17 protein-coding genes are annotated in these 16058 nt (G+C 42.5%); 9 read left to right on the plus strand and 8 right to left on the minus strand.

Annotated elements, in window-relative coordinates; genetic code table 11:
• The first annotated feature begins 381 nt into the window (after positions 1 to 381).
• On the plus strand, positions 382 to 2235 hold the full coding sequence (locus tag ACESQI_RS11870; RefSeq protein WP_007484003.1) for a T9SS type A sorting domain-containing protein: 1854 nt from the start codon (positions 382 to 384) through the stop codon (positions 2233 to 2235).
• A gap of 20 nt (positions 2236 to 2255) precedes the next feature.
• Here the strand turns inward: ACESQI_RS11870 and ACESQI_RS11875 are convergent, their stop codons facing one another.
• Positions 2256 to 3584: an MATE family efflux transporter gene (locus ACESQI_RS11875; protein WP_007484005.1), complete on the minus strand. Its 1329-nt coding sequence runs from the start codon at positions 3582 to 3584 to the stop codon at positions 2256 to 2258.
• A gap of 138 nt (positions 3585 to 3722) precedes the next feature.
• Here ACESQI_RS11875 and ACESQI_RS11880 point away from each other — a divergent pair, with 138 nt between their 5' ends.
• A complete protein-coding gene (locus tag ACESQI_RS11880) occupies positions 3723 to 4403 on the plus strand; it encodes a lipopolysaccharide assembly protein LapB (RefSeq protein WP_195660916.1) in 681 nt (226 codons plus the stop codon).
• Between the two features lie 35 nt (positions 4404 to 4438).
• Here ACESQI_RS11880 and ACESQI_RS11885 read toward each other — a convergent pair whose 3' ends face one another.
• From ACESQI_RS11885 to ACESQI_RS11895, 3 genes are read right to left on the minus strand one after another with little or no spacing between them, the layout of a single operon-like run.
• Positions 4439 to 5203 carry a biotin--[acetyl-CoA-carboxylase] ligase gene (locus ACESQI_RS11885; RefSeq protein ID WP_002559231.1) on the minus strand — a complete coding sequence of 255 codons (765 nt, stop codon included), beginning with the start codon at positions 5201 to 5203 and terminating at the stop codon, positions 4439 to 4441.
• Positions 5187 to 5543: an MmcQ/YjbR family DNA-binding protein gene (locus ACESQI_RS11890; RefSeq protein ID WP_007484010.1), complete on the minus strand. Its 357-nt coding sequence runs from the start codon at positions 5541 to 5543 to the stop codon at positions 5187 to 5189. Before ACESQI_RS11890 ends, ACESQI_RS11885 begins: the two co-directional genes overlap by 17 nt.
• A gap of 4 nt (positions 5544 to 5547) precedes the next feature.
• Positions 5548 to 5913: a YraN family protein gene (locus ACESQI_RS11895; protein ID WP_002559233.1), complete on the minus strand. Its 366-nt coding sequence runs from the start codon at positions 5911 to 5913 to the stop codon at positions 5548 to 5550.
• 98 nt (positions 5914 to 6011) lie between these two features.
• Here ACESQI_RS11895 and ACESQI_RS11900 point away from each other — a divergent pair, with 98 nt between their 5' ends.
• Positions 6012 to 6245, plus strand: a complete 234-nt coding sequence (locus tag ACESQI_RS11900) for a hypothetical protein (RefSeq protein ID WP_002559234.1) — start codon at positions 6012 to 6014, stop codon at positions 6243 to 6245.
• Positions 6246 to 6251: 6 nt separating this feature from the next.
• Positions 6252 to 6689, plus strand: coding sequence for a nucleoside deaminase (locus ACESQI_RS11905; RefSeq protein ID WP_002559235.1), 438 nt, complete (start codon positions 6252 to 6254; stop codon positions 6687 to 6689).
• A gap of 21 nt (positions 6690 to 6710) precedes the next feature.
• Here the strand turns inward: ACESQI_RS11905 and ACESQI_RS11910 are convergent, their stop codons facing one another.
• The 3 genes from ACESQI_RS11910 to ACESQI_RS11920 all read right to left on the minus strand — a co-directional run bounded on the left by ACESQI_RS11910 (position 6711) and on the right by ACESQI_RS11920 (position 8464).
• Positions 6711 to 6995 carry a DUF4834 family protein gene (locus ACESQI_RS11910; RefSeq protein ID WP_025867532.1) on the minus strand — a complete coding sequence of 95 codons (285 nt, stop codon included), beginning with the start codon at positions 6993 to 6995 and terminating at the stop codon, positions 6711 to 6713.
• Positions 6996 to 7057: 62 nt separating this feature from the next.
• Positions 7058 to 7765 carry a CDP-diacylglycerol--serine O-phosphatidyltransferase gene (gene pssA, locus ACESQI_RS11915; protein WP_007484012.1) on the minus strand — a complete coding sequence of 236 codons (708 nt, stop codon included), beginning with the start codon at positions 7763 to 7765 and terminating at the stop codon, positions 7058 to 7060.
• A 12-nt stretch (positions 7766 to 7777) separates the two neighbouring features.
• The gene (locus tag ACESQI_RS11920) at positions 7778 to 8464 is read right to left on the minus strand and encodes a phosphatidylserine decarboxylase family protein (protein ID WP_002559238.1); all 687 of its coding nucleotides are present in this window, start codon (positions 8462 to 8464) and stop codon (positions 7778 to 7780) included.
• Positions 8465 to 8627: 163 nt separating this feature from the next.
• Between ACESQI_RS11920 and dnaE the strand changes: the two genes are divergently transcribed.
• The 3 genes from dnaE to ACESQI_RS11935 all read left to right on the plus strand — a co-directional run bounded on the left by dnaE (position 8628) and on the right by ACESQI_RS11935 (position 13170).
• Positions 8628 to 12422 (plus strand): DNA polymerase III subunit alpha, encoded by a 3795-nt coding sequence (gene dnaE, locus ACESQI_RS11925; protein WP_025867535.1) that lies wholly within the window; start codon positions 8628 to 8630, stop codon positions 12420 to 12422.
• A 72-nt stretch (positions 12423 to 12494) separates the two neighbouring features.
• On the plus strand, positions 12495 to 12809 hold the full coding sequence (trxA, locus tag ACESQI_RS11930; protein ID WP_007484014.1) for a thioredoxin: 315 nt from the start codon (positions 12495 to 12497) through the stop codon (positions 12807 to 12809).
• Between the two features lie 25 nt (positions 12810 to 12834).
• Entirely contained in the window at positions 12835 to 13170 is a 336-nt protein-coding gene (locus tag ACESQI_RS11935) for a hypothetical protein (RefSeq protein WP_002559241.1), read from the plus strand.
• A 172-nt stretch (positions 13171 to 13342) separates the two neighbouring features.
• Here the strand turns inward: ACESQI_RS11935 and ACESQI_RS11940 are convergent, their stop codons facing one another.
• Positions 13343 to 14074 carry an RDD family protein gene (locus ACESQI_RS11940; RefSeq protein WP_002559242.1) on the minus strand — a complete coding sequence of 244 codons (732 nt, stop codon included), beginning with the start codon at positions 14072 to 14074 and terminating at the stop codon, positions 13343 to 13345.
• Positions 14075 to 14174: 100 nt separating this feature from the next.
• On the opposite strand from ACESQI_RS11940, the gene ACESQI_RS11945 reads away from it, so the two are divergent.
• Together ACESQI_RS11945 and ACESQI_RS11950 are read left to right on the plus strand one after the other, a co-directional pair.
• Positions 14175 to 15137, plus strand: a complete 963-nt coding sequence (locus tag ACESQI_RS11945) for a stage II sporulation protein M (RefSeq protein WP_195571464.1) — start codon at positions 14175 to 14177, stop codon at positions 15135 to 15137.
• The gene (locus ACESQI_RS11950) at positions 15118 to 16053 is read left to right on the plus strand and encodes a hypothetical protein (RefSeq protein ID WP_122200833.1); all 936 of its coding nucleotides are present in this window, start codon (positions 15118 to 15120) and stop codon (positions 16051 to 16053) included. Before ACESQI_RS11945 ends, ACESQI_RS11950 begins: the two co-directional genes overlap by 20 nt.
• Positions 16054 to 16058 lie beyond the last annotated feature (5 nt).

The following is a 16058-nucleotide window of genomic DNA, read 5'->3' on the forward strand; positions in this document are numbered from 1 at the left end:
AGGCTGAAAGCAGGATGGGATGAAAAATACCTGTCAACACTTTTACAGGACAGCGCATTTTAATGCGTCGGCCCTGTACCGGAGATCGATACGTTACTCTAAGAGATAGAACTTAATCAATACCGGAGAAAGGAATAGATAGCAACGGCAGAGGTCATTTTACTCAAAATTGATGGCTGATTTGCCAATATACTACTCTGTCGGTATACCAATTGGTTACGTTGCATCGTCGAAAGGCATTGGCGTATTGGTATATATCGGCAAATTATTTAATTAATCTCACCGATAGTTTTGAGATAATTTTAATAGCATTTGAAATAATGCTGCAAAGCGGTATAGGAGATATTGCCTTTCTTTGCAGAAATCGAAATATTAATTATTATGAGAAACAATACGAAATTACTTTCTTTAGGAATTGCCCTTACATTGTGTACAGGCGTACTTCAAGCTCAGGATTCCTGGCAATCAAAACTATTGAAGATGAGCGATGATGGTTCGCTTACCTATGTGCGGGATGCCGACGGGTTTGTTTTGCCTGATTTCAGTCAGGCGGGTTATAAAAACGGAGAACCTATCCCCGTGGTTGATCTACCTGACCGGACAGAGACCATTAGTCCCCTTCCGGATGCTTCGGCGGATAATACGGCACATATACAGGCTGCTATCAATAAAGTAGGGGCTTATACGCCTGATGGAAATGGCATACGTGGGGTAGTGCTGCTTAAAGCGGGACGATATAATGTGGACGGAACGATTAATATGACTTATCCCGGAGTGATCTTGCGCGGTGAAGGTAACTGTTATGCAACGACAGACTCTACGGTACTTTTTGGAAGAAATGCCAAAGAGAAAGCAAAGCGGTTAATTTTGATGGGAAACAGCTCGGCGCATAACTGGGGGAATGGTTCGGGAAGTAACCATACGAATGTCACTACAGAGAAAGTGATGCCGGGAGATTATAGTTTTAGTGTGGCAGATGCAAGTCTCTACAAAGCAGGAGATCTTATTTGTGTGAAGTATCCTACTACGGAAGCGTGGCTGGAAGCAGTATGGTACGGTGGAAACACTAACCGGAATACGGATGCGTCTATGAAATGGAAGGCAAAGGATGTAGATATGTCCTATCACCGCTATGTGACGAAAGTGGAAGGGAATACGATCACTCTGGACGCACCTTTGTTTTATACACTTGACAAAGCTTATTCTCAGGCATATATTTATAAGATAAATAATGCCGCAACCATACGTCATAATATCGGGATAGAGAATCTGCATATCTCTTTTGAACGTACTCCAAGTACTTCTAAAGTAAATGCCGACCAGAACTGTATTTATATGAGTTCATTGGAAAACAGTTGGGTAAAGGGGGTATCAATGACCGGATTTATCCATGCGGGAATTAAAATAACTTCTACTACACGTAGTACGATAGAAGATTGCTATTCTATTGATCCTTCAGGATTGTGTACCGGGGGGACTTATTATAATTTTGAAACGTATCATCGTTCCCAGCTAGTACTGCTCAAAAACTGCTATGGGCGAAACGGACGCCACCATTACCTGTCTAATGGTTGTGCCACAGTAAGTGGTATTGTAGTTCAGAATTTCCGTTCGGAGCTTTCATTGGCATCTTCCGAAGGACACCGGCTCTGGTCGCAGGGAATTTTGTTTGATAACTGGAAAGAAGTAGGTACGGTGAAAAATAATGCAGGTAAAATAGGCATGTTTCTACGTGATAATATGGGTAGCGGACATGGTTGGGGAGGAACCAACAGTGTATTCTGGAATTGCGATGTGCAACAGGGCATGATTTACCTGGATAAGGTACCTACCGGACAGAATTATGCGATTGGCTGTACGGCAAAAACTATCCGTAAATACCGTAATACGAGTGTATATACCACCGGATACATAGAAGGACAAAAGAAGAAAGGGTTGCAACCGCAATCGCTTTACGATGCACAGTTGGCAGCTCGTAAGAAGGCTACAGGGATAACTATCGCAAAAAGCGATGGACAGCAGCCACGCGTATCGGTAGAAAAAGGAAGAGTGGTGATTTCGTCAGAGACCATGGGGCACGTGAATATATATAATGTAAATGGTACGCAGTTGCAGTCATTTGCCGTCACTACCGGGAATGCCGTCAAGAGTCATTTATTGGCTTCAGGTGTCTATGTGGTAAATGTTCAGACGAAAGGTAGGGCGGATTATACTACGAAAGTTTACGTCGAATAAAGCCTCCGGAGCATGTCCGGTTAAGTATCCGGGATAGTATTTAAAATCTTTTTCGACAAAAATGCCTGTATGACTCCCCGGAGGAAAAGGTAGACCAGAAAGGCCAGCCATAAAGCATGATTTCCCATTTGGGCATGAAAAGCATAATAGGTGACGAAGAAACTTACGGAAGCCACAAGCATCGAGGCAAGCATTTGCCGGGTGGCTGTGGCTCCGATAAAGATGCCATCCCAGAGGAAAGCGGAGAAACCTGCCAGCGGGATGGCAAGTACCCAATAAAAATAGTTGCCTGCTTCGTCGATCACTGCAGGTTCATTGGTCAGTAGTTCGAGAAAAGACTTGCCCCCGATAGCATAGAGTAGCGTGAAGACAAGTGAAAGCCCTATACCCCAATTGAATAATTGGCGTACGGTTTGATGTAGTGCTATCCGGTTGCGGGCACCAATATATTTACCGGCCAATGCTTCTCCGGCATAGGCGAAGCCATCCATAATATAAGAGAAGAGAGTGAATAACTGCATCAGGAGCGTGTTCACTGCAAGTACAATTTCACCTTGTGCTGCTCCGGCCGAGGTGAAATAGATGGTGACAATCACCAGGCAGAGTGTCCGAAAGAATATGTCCCGGTTTACAGAGAAAAAACGGGACATGGCCTGCTTTTGCCAGATCCCTTTGAAAGTGATACGTTTCCGTAGTGGTCTATAATAATGTATCCATAGCAGCAACGCCATGAAAAAGCCGGCATATTGGGCAATGAGAGTGCCAAGGGCAACACCTTCCACTTTCATCTTTAGCAGGTAAACAAAGCTTAGGCTGGCCACAATATTCACTACGTTTTGCGTAATGGCGATATACATCGGAAATCGGGAGTTCTGCATACCGATAAACCATCCGGCGAAGCCATAAAGTCCGAGCATGGCAGGTGCTCCCCATATACAGATACGAAAATAGAGAGTGGCAAGTTCTTGCACCTCCCGGCTGGTCTTAATGAAAGTAAAAGCCGTTTTCTGGATAGGATATTGAAGTAATAACAGGCAAAAGGCGATGAATAACCCTACGCCAACAGAACGTAGTAGCAGACGGGTTACTTCGTCCAGATCGCGTTTTCCGTAAGCTTGTGAGGTCATTCCGCTTGTACCCATACGCAGAAACCCAAAAATCCAATAGATGATATTGAACAACAGACCACCTACCGCAATGGCTCCGATATAGGCAGGTGCCCCTAAATGTCCCACAATAGTGACGTCAATCAGGCCTAGCAATGGGACTGTGATATTGGAAATGATAGAGGGTATCGCAATCTCAAGGATACGCTTATTTCCGTTATTGATGGATCTCTTTTTGCTCATTCTGAGGACAAAGTTAGATTAAAAAATATATATATGAAATTTAACTGAACAATAACTCTATTTAATTGGTTCGTACTGGAAAGATGAGAATAAAAATCTTATCTTTGCAAAGTCCTTAACTAAATAAGTATTAATGAAATGAGAGCCTTAACTTTACTTTTTACTTTCTTGATTTCTTTCCCGCTTACACTTTCGGCACAGGCTGCCGGAGATGTGTTGCAGAAGGTTTCGGAAGCGATGGCTGCCGAGCAATGGGAACAGGCTGTCAGCTTGTTCCGTCAGGCTATTCAACTTAATGTTGACAAGTCTGAGATGTTTTATTGGACAAGTGTGGACAAGAATAGCAATGTCAGTGTTAAAATGGCTCAGGAACTGACGCTTCATTATAAAAATGTACGAAACTACGATAAGGCTTATCTGTTTTGTAAAGAGCTTCTTCAAAAGTTTCCTAATGATGTGAAATGGCTTCTGACTTGTGCAGAGACAGAAGTGTGTAGAGGGAAAGAAGAAGAGGCTTTGCAGACCTATCAGAAGGTGCTCTCACTGGATGCTAATAATCTGGATGCTAATATCTTTGTCGGTAATTATTATTATCTGAAAGCTGAACAGGAAAAGCAACAGTTGATGCGCGATTATAAGAAGATCAATTCTCCCACCCGTATGCAGTATGCTCGTTATAAGGATGGGTTGAGCCGGCTTATGACTGAAAGATATGGTAAAGCGAAAGAATATCTGCAGAACGTAGTCCGCCAGTTTCCATCAACAGAGGTGATGAAAACGCTGGAGAAAATAAGGAAGCTGGAGGTCGAAATGAAGTAAGCGGAGCGGGCAGAGAGGTTCTTGTTAGCGGCTTATTATATGTCATATTGTACCTCTTTGAATAGATAGGTTCGTTCCGTTCCGATCTGATCTTCAAGAATAAGCCGTCCGTCCGGTTCTACACGCAGCAGGCGGGCCAGAAACTTTCCATTGGCATCGGTGTATCGGTGGAATCCATCTTTACGGAAAAGAGATCCGGTATATCGGTCGGCTATGAGAGAGTTTACACTTTCGTTCTCTGTTTGTAGTAACGCATAGTAGTCTTTTATCCGTTTCATGATAGAAGCCAATATCTGTTCGGGGCTGTAAGATTGTCCTGTGATTTGTTTTAAGGATACCGGGTTGGGAGCCGGACTGGTGAATGCTTCCTGGTTGATATTGATTCCGATACCCGCAATGCTCCGGCTGATATGAGTTCCTGTCAGATCGTTTTCGATAAGCATGCCGCAAATCTTCTTGTCTTTCCAATAAATATCGTTCGGCCATTTGATAGAGACATCAGAAACATGTGTGTCCAGCTCTTCTTTGATGGCCAAAGAGATAATTTGGGAGAGCAGGAATTGTTTGCGGGCTTTCAGGAAGGCAGGATAGAGGACAAAGCTGAACATCAGGTTTTGTCCCCTCTCAGATTCCCAGCTATTCCCACGTTGTCCTCTGCCCGAGGTTTGAAAATCCGTAGTAACAGTTGTCAGTTCTCCGACACATTGCTTGTTGCAAAGATCATTCAAGTATTTGTTCGTTGACTCTGTCTCTTTCAGATAAACCAGAGAAACGGGAAACGATTCAGGGAAGTGCATCATATTCGGCACGCAGTTTTTTAGTGAACTTTTTTAAAACCTCTTCGTAAGAATGGTCTATCAGATGTTCTATCAGACGATCGTCTGCATCCTGGTCAAAGCAGACACTGTTCCAATATTTCTTATTGAAATGATAAGCCCCGTTGATAGCTGAATAGCGTTCACGAAGCTCTATTGCATATTCCGGGTCACACTTTAGAGAAATACTGTCAGTTCCCTCCAGATCGATCAGGGCAAACATTTTATCCATCACTTTCATAACGAGTGATACATCATCAAAAGGAAAACATTCTGTTACTCCTTTTTTGCTCAAACAATACTCTCTTGCTTTTTCTACATTCATACGCTCAAAATAGGGGCGGATAAAACGCCTCTTTTATATGTTCTATTTTAAAATCTCCTGCTTTGCCTACAGCCGTGATTATATCAAAACGCACGGGTACATCAAGCTGAAAAGTCCTGATATAGGTGTCTGCCGCTTTTACAGTATGCCTGATTTTCTGCACAGTAACGGCGTCTTCCGGTTGCATGATAGTTGCATCACTGCGGGTTTTAACTTCTACTACTATAAGTTCATTGTCTTTGGCTGCCACAATGTCAAGTTCGAGATGTCCTTTCCGCCAGTTCCGATGACGAATGACATACTCATTCTTTTCCAGATAGGCTACGGCGGCATCTTCTCCGGCTTTTCCTAATTCATTGTGTGAAGCCATAGATTTAGTAGTTAGAATTCAGAATTTGGCAGTTAATATGCAAAAATACTCTTTTTATTCTTTGTTTTTACAGAAGTAAAAGTAAATTTGCAGAGAATATGGGAAAGAGAGCTAAAAAAGGCCTTAAGATGCATGTTGAACTCACTAAGCGTGAGCGGCGAATGAGCATTTTACTAAGCGAAGATGAACAGTTGATTGTAGATCGTTATTTAGAGAAATATAAGATAACGAACAAATCACGTTGGCTTCGTGAGACGATTCTCATGTTCATCCATAAAAATATGGAAGAGGATTATCCTACTCTTTTTGGTGAACACGATATGAGGCGCTAAAATCCTATGCTGGACGATACTTATTTTATGAAACAAGCGCTCATAGAGGCGCAAAAGGCTGCCGACAGAGGTGAAGTGCCTGTGGGAGCCGTGGTTGTTTGTAAAGAGCGGATTATTGGTCGCGCTCATAACCTCACTGAAACCCTGAATGATGTAACTGCCCATGCCGAAATGCAGGCGATTACTGCTGCTGCCAATGTTCTTGGTGGTAAATATCTGAATGAATGTACGCTATATGTTACAGTGGAACCATGTGTGATGTGTGCCGGAGCCATTGCCTGGGCACAAACAGGAAAACTTGTTTTCGGAGCAGAAGATGAGAAACGTGGTTATCAGAAGTATGCCGCGCAGGCATTGCACCCTAAAACAATAGTGGTAAAAGGTGTATTGGCCGATGAATGTGCTGCTTTGATGAAAGAGTTCTTTGCGGCAAAAAGGGGATAATGTTATAACTCTCCTTGCTTCCTATTTTATTTCTTCGAAATCAACGTATTCCCCCTCATCTTTAGCGAATATTTTTTTGTGTCTTCGGGGCTGAAAATCATCTTCTGTCACGCTTTCCTCCTCTTGTTCTCTTCTTTGGGAGTTCTGTTGTTGCTGTCTTTCATTTGTAGTGGTATAAGTACGCGTGTTGGATGTAGAGCGACGTCCGAAGCCAAAAAGAGCTCGCAAGATACTTCCTACAATTGAAACGCCAATAACAAGGATGGCTATTATTAGAATAAAAAAGAATCCAAGAAGATTAAACATGAGCTATTAGTTTTATACGTTGTTTGAAACTGATAGTACAACAAACGTGCCAAAAGGAATGTTTATCTATTTTTTCTTGTAAAAAGTGAAAGTATGATATACCACAAGATGATAGCCGCAAATCCACTAACACCTAAGAAGATCAATAAGGGAATACATACGATTAAAAAGATAAAACTAATTTTATTGTCTTTCCAGGATAAACTCTTGAATTTGAGAGAGAACATGGGAATCTCTGATACCAATAGCCATGAAAAAAGCATGACTAATAGCAGGATATATACAGGATGGCAACTTTCGGATACCAGAAAGTCATGGGCACCATAAATCAAAGCACCCCAGAATAATGCATTAGCTGGAACCGGCAAGCCAATAAAAGAGCTGGTCTGGCGAGTATCGTTATTGAATTTAGCTAACCGTAAACCCGAAAAAACAGAGATAAGAAAAGCTGCATATGGCAGATAGGGGGCAATCACTTCGATGTTTGCCGGATAGTGCATTTCTTTTAATAATGAAAAGATAACGAATGAGGGTGCCACACCAAAACTAATATCATCGGCCAATGAATCAAGGTCTTTTCCGATAGGAGAGTGTGCGTTGAGAGTACGTGCCAACATGCCATCAAAGAAATCGAAAACAGCACTTAATATAATAAAGGTAAGAGCTAAGTCATAGCGTGCTTCGAAAGCCATGACAGAAGCAATACAACCGGAAAAAAGATTCAGGCAGGTTATTGCATTGGGGATATAGTTCTTTAGGGCATTTGCCATTGTGACAGTTTTTTATTTCAGTTTGGCGATAACCGTTTGGTTACCGGTGGTTAATTGTCCCATGGTAACACAGACTTCTGTACCCAATGGGAGATATACGTCTACACGGGAACCAAATTTGATAAATCCCATATGTTCGTCAATATAACATTCTTCACCTACTTCTGCGTAAGTAACGATACGGCGGGCTAATGCTCCGGCAATCTGACGTGCCATGATTTCCACTCCTTCGGGAGTTTCAATAACTACTGTCGAACGTTCATTCTCTGTACTGGCTTTAGGCAACCAGGCTTTCAGGAACTTACCATTATGATGGGCTACCTTCTTTACGGTTCCGTCTACCGGATACCAATTGGCATGCACATTCAATACACTCATGAAGATAGATATCATGAGGCGGCGGTCATGGAAGTATTCGTGTTCGTCTACTTCTTCAATTACAACTATTTTACCGTCAGCCGGTGCAACGACAATCTTCTCGGTTTCTCCTCCGAAAAGACGCTTCGGACAACGGAAGAAGTTTACCATCAATCCGTAGACAATGATACTGGCCAAAGCCACCAGATAAAATGGTATTTTACAGTCTATTCCCCAGTAAAGAGCCGCATTGATCAACAGTAGAAAGATGATACCTCCCCACAGAATATGAGTACCTTCACGGTGAATACGTATTTTTTTTAATTTCTTTAGTCTGCCCATGTGCGCTGTTTAATGATAATTGTCTGCAAAAATATAGTTAATTTAAAAATCCAGCAAGTAAATGAGCATAGAAATACAAATGTTGATAACTTTTTGGGCATTATTTTTGTTAGTAACCCCAGAGATTGTAATTTTATGGCTCAAAATCATCAACCTATTCATTATGCAGGATTTCGTTCACTTACATGTTCATACCCAATATTCTCTATTAGATGGTCAGGCCAGCGTTAGTGCTTTGGTAGATAAAGCCATGAAAAATGGGATGAAGGGAATTGCCGTAACCGATCATGGAAATATGTTCGGTATCAAGGAGTTTACTAATTATGTCAATAAGAAAAATGGTGGACCGAAGGGGGAGATAAAGGATCAGAAAAAACGTATTTCCGCTATTGAATCCGGTAAAGTGGAATGTGAAGACAAGGAGGCCGAAATAGCGATCTGTAAAGCTAAAATAGCTGAAGCTGAGGCCAAACTGTTTAAGCCCATCATTGGTTGTGAGATGTATGTGGCCCGTCGCACGATGGATAAAAAAGAGGGAAAGCCGGATCAGAGTGGTTACCACCTGATAGTATTGGCAAAGAATGAAAAGGGCTATCATAACCTTATCAAGTTGGTATCGCATGCATGGACTGACGGATATTATATGCGTCCACGTACCGACCGGAATGAGTTGGAGAAATATCACGAAGGTTTGATTGTCTGTTCGGCCTGTTTGGGTGGGGAGGTGCCTAAAAAGATAACACAAGGTCTGTTGGATGAAGCTGAGGAAGCCATCCAATGGTACAAGAACCTTTTTGGAGAAGATTATTATCTGGAGCTTCAACGCCATAAGGCTACTGTCCCTCGCGCCAATCATGAAGCGTATCCATTGCAGGTGAATGTAAACAGTCATCTCATCGAATATTCTAAAAAATATAATGTGAAGCTGATCTGCTCTAACGATGTTCACTTTGTGGAGGAAGCACATGCAGAGGCACATGACCGTCTTATTTGTTTGAGTACGGGTAAAGATCTGGATGATCCGAAGCGTATGCTTTATACCAAGCAAGAGTGGATGAAAACGCGTGAAGAGATGAATGAGCTCTTTGCCGATGTGCCTGAGGCTTTGAGTAATACGCTTGAGATTCTTGATAAAGTAGAGTATTATTCAATAGATCATCCTCCTATTATGCCGACTTTTGCCATTCCCGAAGAGTTCGGAACAGAAGAAGGATATCGGCAGAAATATACAGAGAAAGATCTTTTCGATGAATTTACGCAGGACGAAAATGGAAATGTAGTGCTGAGTGAAGACGCAGCACTGGATAAAATAAAGCGATTGGGGGGATACGACAAATTATATCGTATCAAACTGGAAGCGGATTATCTGAAGAAGCTAACATTTGACGGAGCAAAGAAATTCTATGGAGAACCGTTAAGTCCGGAGATAAAAGAGCGGCTCGTGTTTGAGTTACATATTATGAAGACGATGGGTTTTCCGGGTTACTTCCTGATTGTACAGGACTTTATTGCAGCGGGACGTAATATGGGAGTCTCTATTGGTCCGGGACGTGGATCGGCTGCCGGTTCGGCTGTAGCATATTGTTTGCAGATAACGAAGATTGACCCGATCCGGTATGACTTGCTGTTTGAGCGTTTTCTGAATCCGGATCGTATTTCACTGCCGGATATTGATATTGACTTCGATGATGACGGTCGTGGAGAAGTACTTCGTTGGGTAACGGAAAAGTATGGGCATGAGAAGGTGGCACATATCATTACATACGGTACGATGGCCACAAAGTTGGCTATTAAAGATGTAGCGCGCGTACAGAAACTTCCTTTGTCCGAATCGGACCGTCTGGCAAAGCTCGTTCCCGATAAAATCCCTGAAAAGAAATTAAACTTGCGCAATGCCATCGATTATGTACCCGAACTGCAAGCAGCCGAGGCGTCGCCTGATCCGTTGGTGCGTGATACCTTGAAGTATGCCTTAATGCTGGAGGGTAACGTGCGCGGTACGGGAGTGCATGCTTGTGGTACGATCATCTGTCGTGATGATATCACCGATTGGGTACCGGTAAGCACCGCGGATGATAAGGAAACGGGCGAGAAGATGCTCGTAACCCAGTATGAAGGTTCGGTGATTGAAGATACCGGATTGATTAAGATGGACTTCCTGGGCTTGAAGACTTTGTCTATCATTAAGGAAGCTGTTGAGAATATCCGTTTAAGTAAGAATATTGAACTGGATATTGATACGATTTCTATAGAGGATCCTGCTACTTATAAATTATATAGTGACGGACGAACCATCGGTACGTTCCAGTTTGAATCTGCGGGTATGCAGAAATATCTGCGTGAGCTGCAGCCTTCTACTTTTGAGGACCTGATTGCCATGAATGCTCTTTATCGTCCGGGTCCTATGGATTATATTCCTGATTTTATTGATCGTAAACACGGACGTAAACCGATTGAGTATGACATTCCTGTGATGGAGAAATACCTGAAGGATACTTATGGTATTACTGTGTATCAGGAACAGGTGATGCTCCTGTCTCGTTTGCTGGCCGACTTTACCCGCGGTGAATCCGATGCCTTGCGTAAAGCGATGGGTAAAAAGTTGCGTGATAAGCTGGATCATATGAAACCGAAGTTTATTGAAGGCGGACGGAAGAATGGACATGATCCGAAAGTTCTTGAGAAGATTTGGACCGACTGGGAAAAGTTTGCTTCGTATGCGTTTAATAAATCGCATGCTACTTGTTACTCATGGGTGGCGTATCAGACAGCTTATCTGAAAGCGAACTATCCTTCGGAATATATGGCTGCCGTTATGAGTCGAAGTTTGTCTAACATTACTGATATCACAAAGCTGATGGATGAGTGTAAGGCGATGGGAATACAGGTACTTGGTCCGGATGTAAATGAAAGTAACCTTAAATTTACGGTAAACAGGCATGGTGATATTCGCTTTGGATTGGGAGCTGTGAAAGGAGTAGGAGAGTCTGCAGTACAAAGTATAGTGGAAGAGCGTCGGGCGAATGGCCCGTTTAAGGGGATTTTCGATTTTGTGCAGCGTGTCAATCTGAATGCTTGCAATAAGAAGAATATGGAATGCCTGGCACTTTCGGGTGGTTTTGATAGTTTCCCTGAACTGAAACGTGAACAGTTCTTTGCTGTAAATTCGAAAGGAGAAGTGTTCCTTGAAACGCTGATGCGCTACGGCAACCGTTATCAGGCAGATAAAGCTGCCGCGGTGAATTCATTGTTTGGTGGAGAAAATGTGATTGATATCGCTACTCCTGAGATTCTTCCTGCCGAACGTTGGGGAGATCTGGAGCGACTGAATAGAGAAAGAGATTTGGTAGGAATTTATCTTTCTGCACATCCGTTGGATGAATATACTATCGTACTTGACCATGTCTGCAATACGCGTATGGCTGAGCTTGAAGACAAGTCTGCGCTCGTCGGTAGGGAGATAACAATGGGAGGAATAGTGACCAGTGTGCGTCGGGGGATCAGTAAGAATGGTAATCCATATGGTATTGCCAAGATAGAAGATTACTCCGGTTCGGCAGAGTTACCGTTTTTTGGTAACGACTGGGTTACTTTCCAAGGTTATCTGGGAGAGGGAACTTTCTTGTTCATTAAAGCCCGTTGCCAACCCAAACAATGGCGTCCCGAAGAATTGGATATCAAAATCACTTCCATGGAATTGCTTCCTGATGTGAAGGAGAAACTGGTTGAAAAGATAACAATCCTTGTACCGTTGTCTGTCTTGAATTCGGCCATGGTTGCCGAATTGTCTTCATTGACAAAAGACCATCCCGGGAATACCGAGCTCTATTTTAAAGTGACGGACAGGGATGAAAAGATGCATGTTGATTTGATATCCCGTCCGGTAAAACTATCTGTAGGGAAAGAATTAATCTCTTATTTAAAAGAACGACCCGAACTTGAGTTTCGGATAAATTAAGTATATTTGCACCGTAGCATTGGAGGCTATAACCTTCCGGCTACCAATTTCTAACTATTAACTTTTAAAATTATGGCTTTAGCAATTACTGACAGCAACTATAAGGAAATTCTTGCAGAAGGGAAACCGGTTGTTGTTGACTTTTGGGCCCCCTGGTGTGGTCCTTGTAAGATGGTAGGTCCTATCATCGACGAATTGGCAACAGAGTTTGAAGGACAGGTCATTATCGGCAAATGTGATGTCGATGAAAATAGTGACATGGCCGCAGAATATGGTATTCGCAATATTCCTACTGTTCTTTTCTTTAAGAACGGAGAAATTGTGGATAAGCAGGTAGGTGCTGTGGGCAAACCTGTTTTTGTAGAGAAAGTGAAGAACTTATTATAAGCTTTCAACTTAACAAATTAAGATTATGGGACTGGAAGACGATTTTTTACTCGCTGATGCCGATGATGAAAAGACCATCGAGTTCATCAAAAATTATTTGCCTCAGGAATTGAAGGAAAAGTTCTCGGATGATGAGCTTTACTATTTTCTTGACCTGATTGATGAATATTACTCAGAAAGTGGTATTCTGGATGCACAACCCGATGAAGATGGCTTTATTGACATTGATTTGGAAAAGGTGGTGGACTACATCGTGAAGGAGGCTAAAAAGGATGAAATGGGTGAATTTGATCCTGAAGAAATGCTGTTTGTAGTTCAGGGAGAAATGGAATATGGAAACTCTCTGGGACAAGTGGAGTAATTCGTCTCCGGATTTTCTACAGTGAAACCCCGTTAAAGTTCTGATAAAGCTATTAACAGATAACTTTAGAAGGAAACGCAGATTAACGCAAATTATCGCAGATCAGAACTTGATCTTTGCGATATATTTGCGTTAATCTGCGTTTTTATGATGGCTGAGTTTACTTGTGGAGTTATATTTCTTCCAGTGCATAATACTGGTAGTCTCTCAATAATGTTTGCAGGAATTTCTCGTCGTTCCCTTCCGTTTGCTTAATGGATAGCAAGGAACGAACTTTCTCTGCCAGTAACCTGACACGACGCGGGCGGTCTTTTTTGCCCGATGCCAGTGTTTTGGTTATTACATTGACCTGTTCCAGAGATAAGTCGGCTGCTGATACATACACCGGGTGATAACCTTTGGTCAGATAATCATATTCGTCAAGGCTGACTTGTATTTTCCGGTAGTTCTTTTCTTTTATTACCATAGTGCCGGCGGCAAGGTCGCCCAGACGTTGGTGATTCTTGGTGAGCAGAATGAAAATGACCCCTAAACCTCCTGTAATCGGTAAGTCTATGGGGAATAATAACCATCGGAGTAAATAAGAGCTAAGACTTGGTGTTGATCCATCCGCCTTGACTACCCGTATATTGAGAAGCCGTTTTCCTAAACTCTGTCCACGATTGAATATTTCACAAAGGAGCGAATAAGTAAGAATCGGCGCATAGATAATCAAGAAAAAGAAGAAGACGGAGAATCCGGAAAAGGCATGTACATTGAGGTAAGCCAGCGTGAGACTAAGCCCTACTACATATATAAATAAGAAAGTATAATCGATCAGCAGAGCAAGCATACGCTCGCCAAGACTCGCAGGCGTTTGGCTGATGCGTACGAACTGTCCTGTAATAATGGTGGATTCTGCCATTTCTTTTTAAACATTTTTGTGATTCCGTTGCAAATATATCATATTTCTCTTACTTTTGCTTCGGATTCGGACAAAACTTCTATCCGGACTCCCCTAAACAATGAAAGAAGTTACGTTTATCCGCCGGAACATTGAAAAATGGAAAGAGACAGAGAAGGTTGTGGAGAAAGCTGACAAGCTTAATCCGGACCGGCTTGCCGACGCATATACGGAACTGACTGCCGATCTGGCTTTTGCCCAGACACATTATCCTTCTTCACGTATCACGATTTATCTTAATAATCTGGCTTCGGCCCTCCACAATGTGATCTACCGTAATAAACGGGAGAAGTGGACACGTATCATTACTTTCTGGACGCGTGAAGTGCCTCAGACTATGCACGATGCCCGTAAGGAGCTGTTGGTGTCTTTTCTTATCTTTGCTGCCAGTGTGGTTATCGGTATTATCTCTGCCTGGAACGATCCGGACTTTGTACGGCTGATACTGGGCAATGGCTATGTAGATATGACACTTGAAAACATTGCCAACGGTCAGCCGATGGCAGTATATAACGGTTCGGAAGAGATGCCGATGTTTCTGGGTATTACGCTGAACAATATCATGGTGTCTTTCAACTGCTTTGCTATGGGTTTGCTCACAAGTTTCGGTACCGGATACATGCTCCTTTCCAATGGAATCATGTTGGGAGCTTTTCAGACTTTCTTTTACGGAGAAGGGTTGTTGGCCGAATCCATGCTCGCAATCTGGTTGCATGGAACGCTTGAAATATGGGCTATTATCGTAGCGGGGGCTGCCGGGTTGGCTTTGGGAAATGGCTGGCTTTTTCCGGGAACTTACTCCCGTGCAGAGTCTTTCCGCCGTGGAGCGAAGCGGGGATTGAAAATAGTAATAGGTACAGTTCCTGTGTTTATTATGGCGGGGTTTATCGAAGGGTTTCTCACCCGTCATACCGAGTTCCCTACAGTGTTGAGGTTAGGTATTATTCTTCTTTCACTTGCATTTATCATATTCTATTATATTTATTTACCAAACAGAAAGTCATATGGAGTCACAGAAAGCTAGAATTGTATTGTATGCGAAGCGTACCTTTGGAGAGAAGATGAACGCCTCGTTCGATTTTATAAAGGAGAACTGGAAGCCTTTGTTTAAGTTTACAACTTACCTTCTATTGCCTTTATGCCTTGTGCAGGCATTAAGTTTGAATGGTTTGATGGGCAGCACCATGAGTCTTTCCTCCAACATACAAGCTGGTAGCAGTAATCCGTTTGCTATATTCGGGGCGATGTTTTGGGTAAATTACGGATTGACCATTCTTTGTTATATGATTGGTGTGATTCTGCTTACCGCACTGGTTTATACATTGATGAGGACTTATAATGAGCGCGAAGAACGCCTCGAAGGTATTACTCTTTCTGCCTTGCGTCCTTTACTGATGAAGAATATGGGCAGGATGCTGAAGCTGACTTTATTCTTTTTCATGTTGTACCTTGTTACTTTGGCAATAATAATAGGGCTGGTTGTATTGACTCCATTTACTTTGATCATCACGATCCCTTTGTTGGTAGCTTGTGGTATTCCCATGGGACTGTTTGCTGCGATCTATCTGTTTGAAAACGTGAGTATCGTAACAGCTTTCCAAAAGACGTTTCGTTTAGGGTTTGCCACTTGGGGAGGAGTCTTTCTCATCATGTTGATTATGAGTTTCATTGCCAGTATTCTGCAAGGTATTACTATGTTACCCTGGTATGTGGCTACGATCGTGAAATATTTCTTTGCCATGAGTGAAGGGGGCAATGTAGTTACTGTATCTCCACTCTATAGCTTTTTCCTTTATCTGTTGGGTATTTTGCAGACCTTCGGTACCTATTTGTCAATGATCTTCTCACTTATTGGTCTGGCCTATCAGTATGGCCATGCTTCGGAAGTGGTGGATAGTGTTTCTGTAGAAGAGGATATTGATAACTTCGACAAGCTCTGATTTTC

The sequence above is a fragment of the Bacteroides sp. HPS0048 genome, from assembly GCF_964240755.1.
Classification (GTDB): domain Bacteria; phylum Bacteroidota; class Bacteroidia; order Bacteroidales; family Bacteroidaceae; genus Bacteroides; species Bacteroides nordii.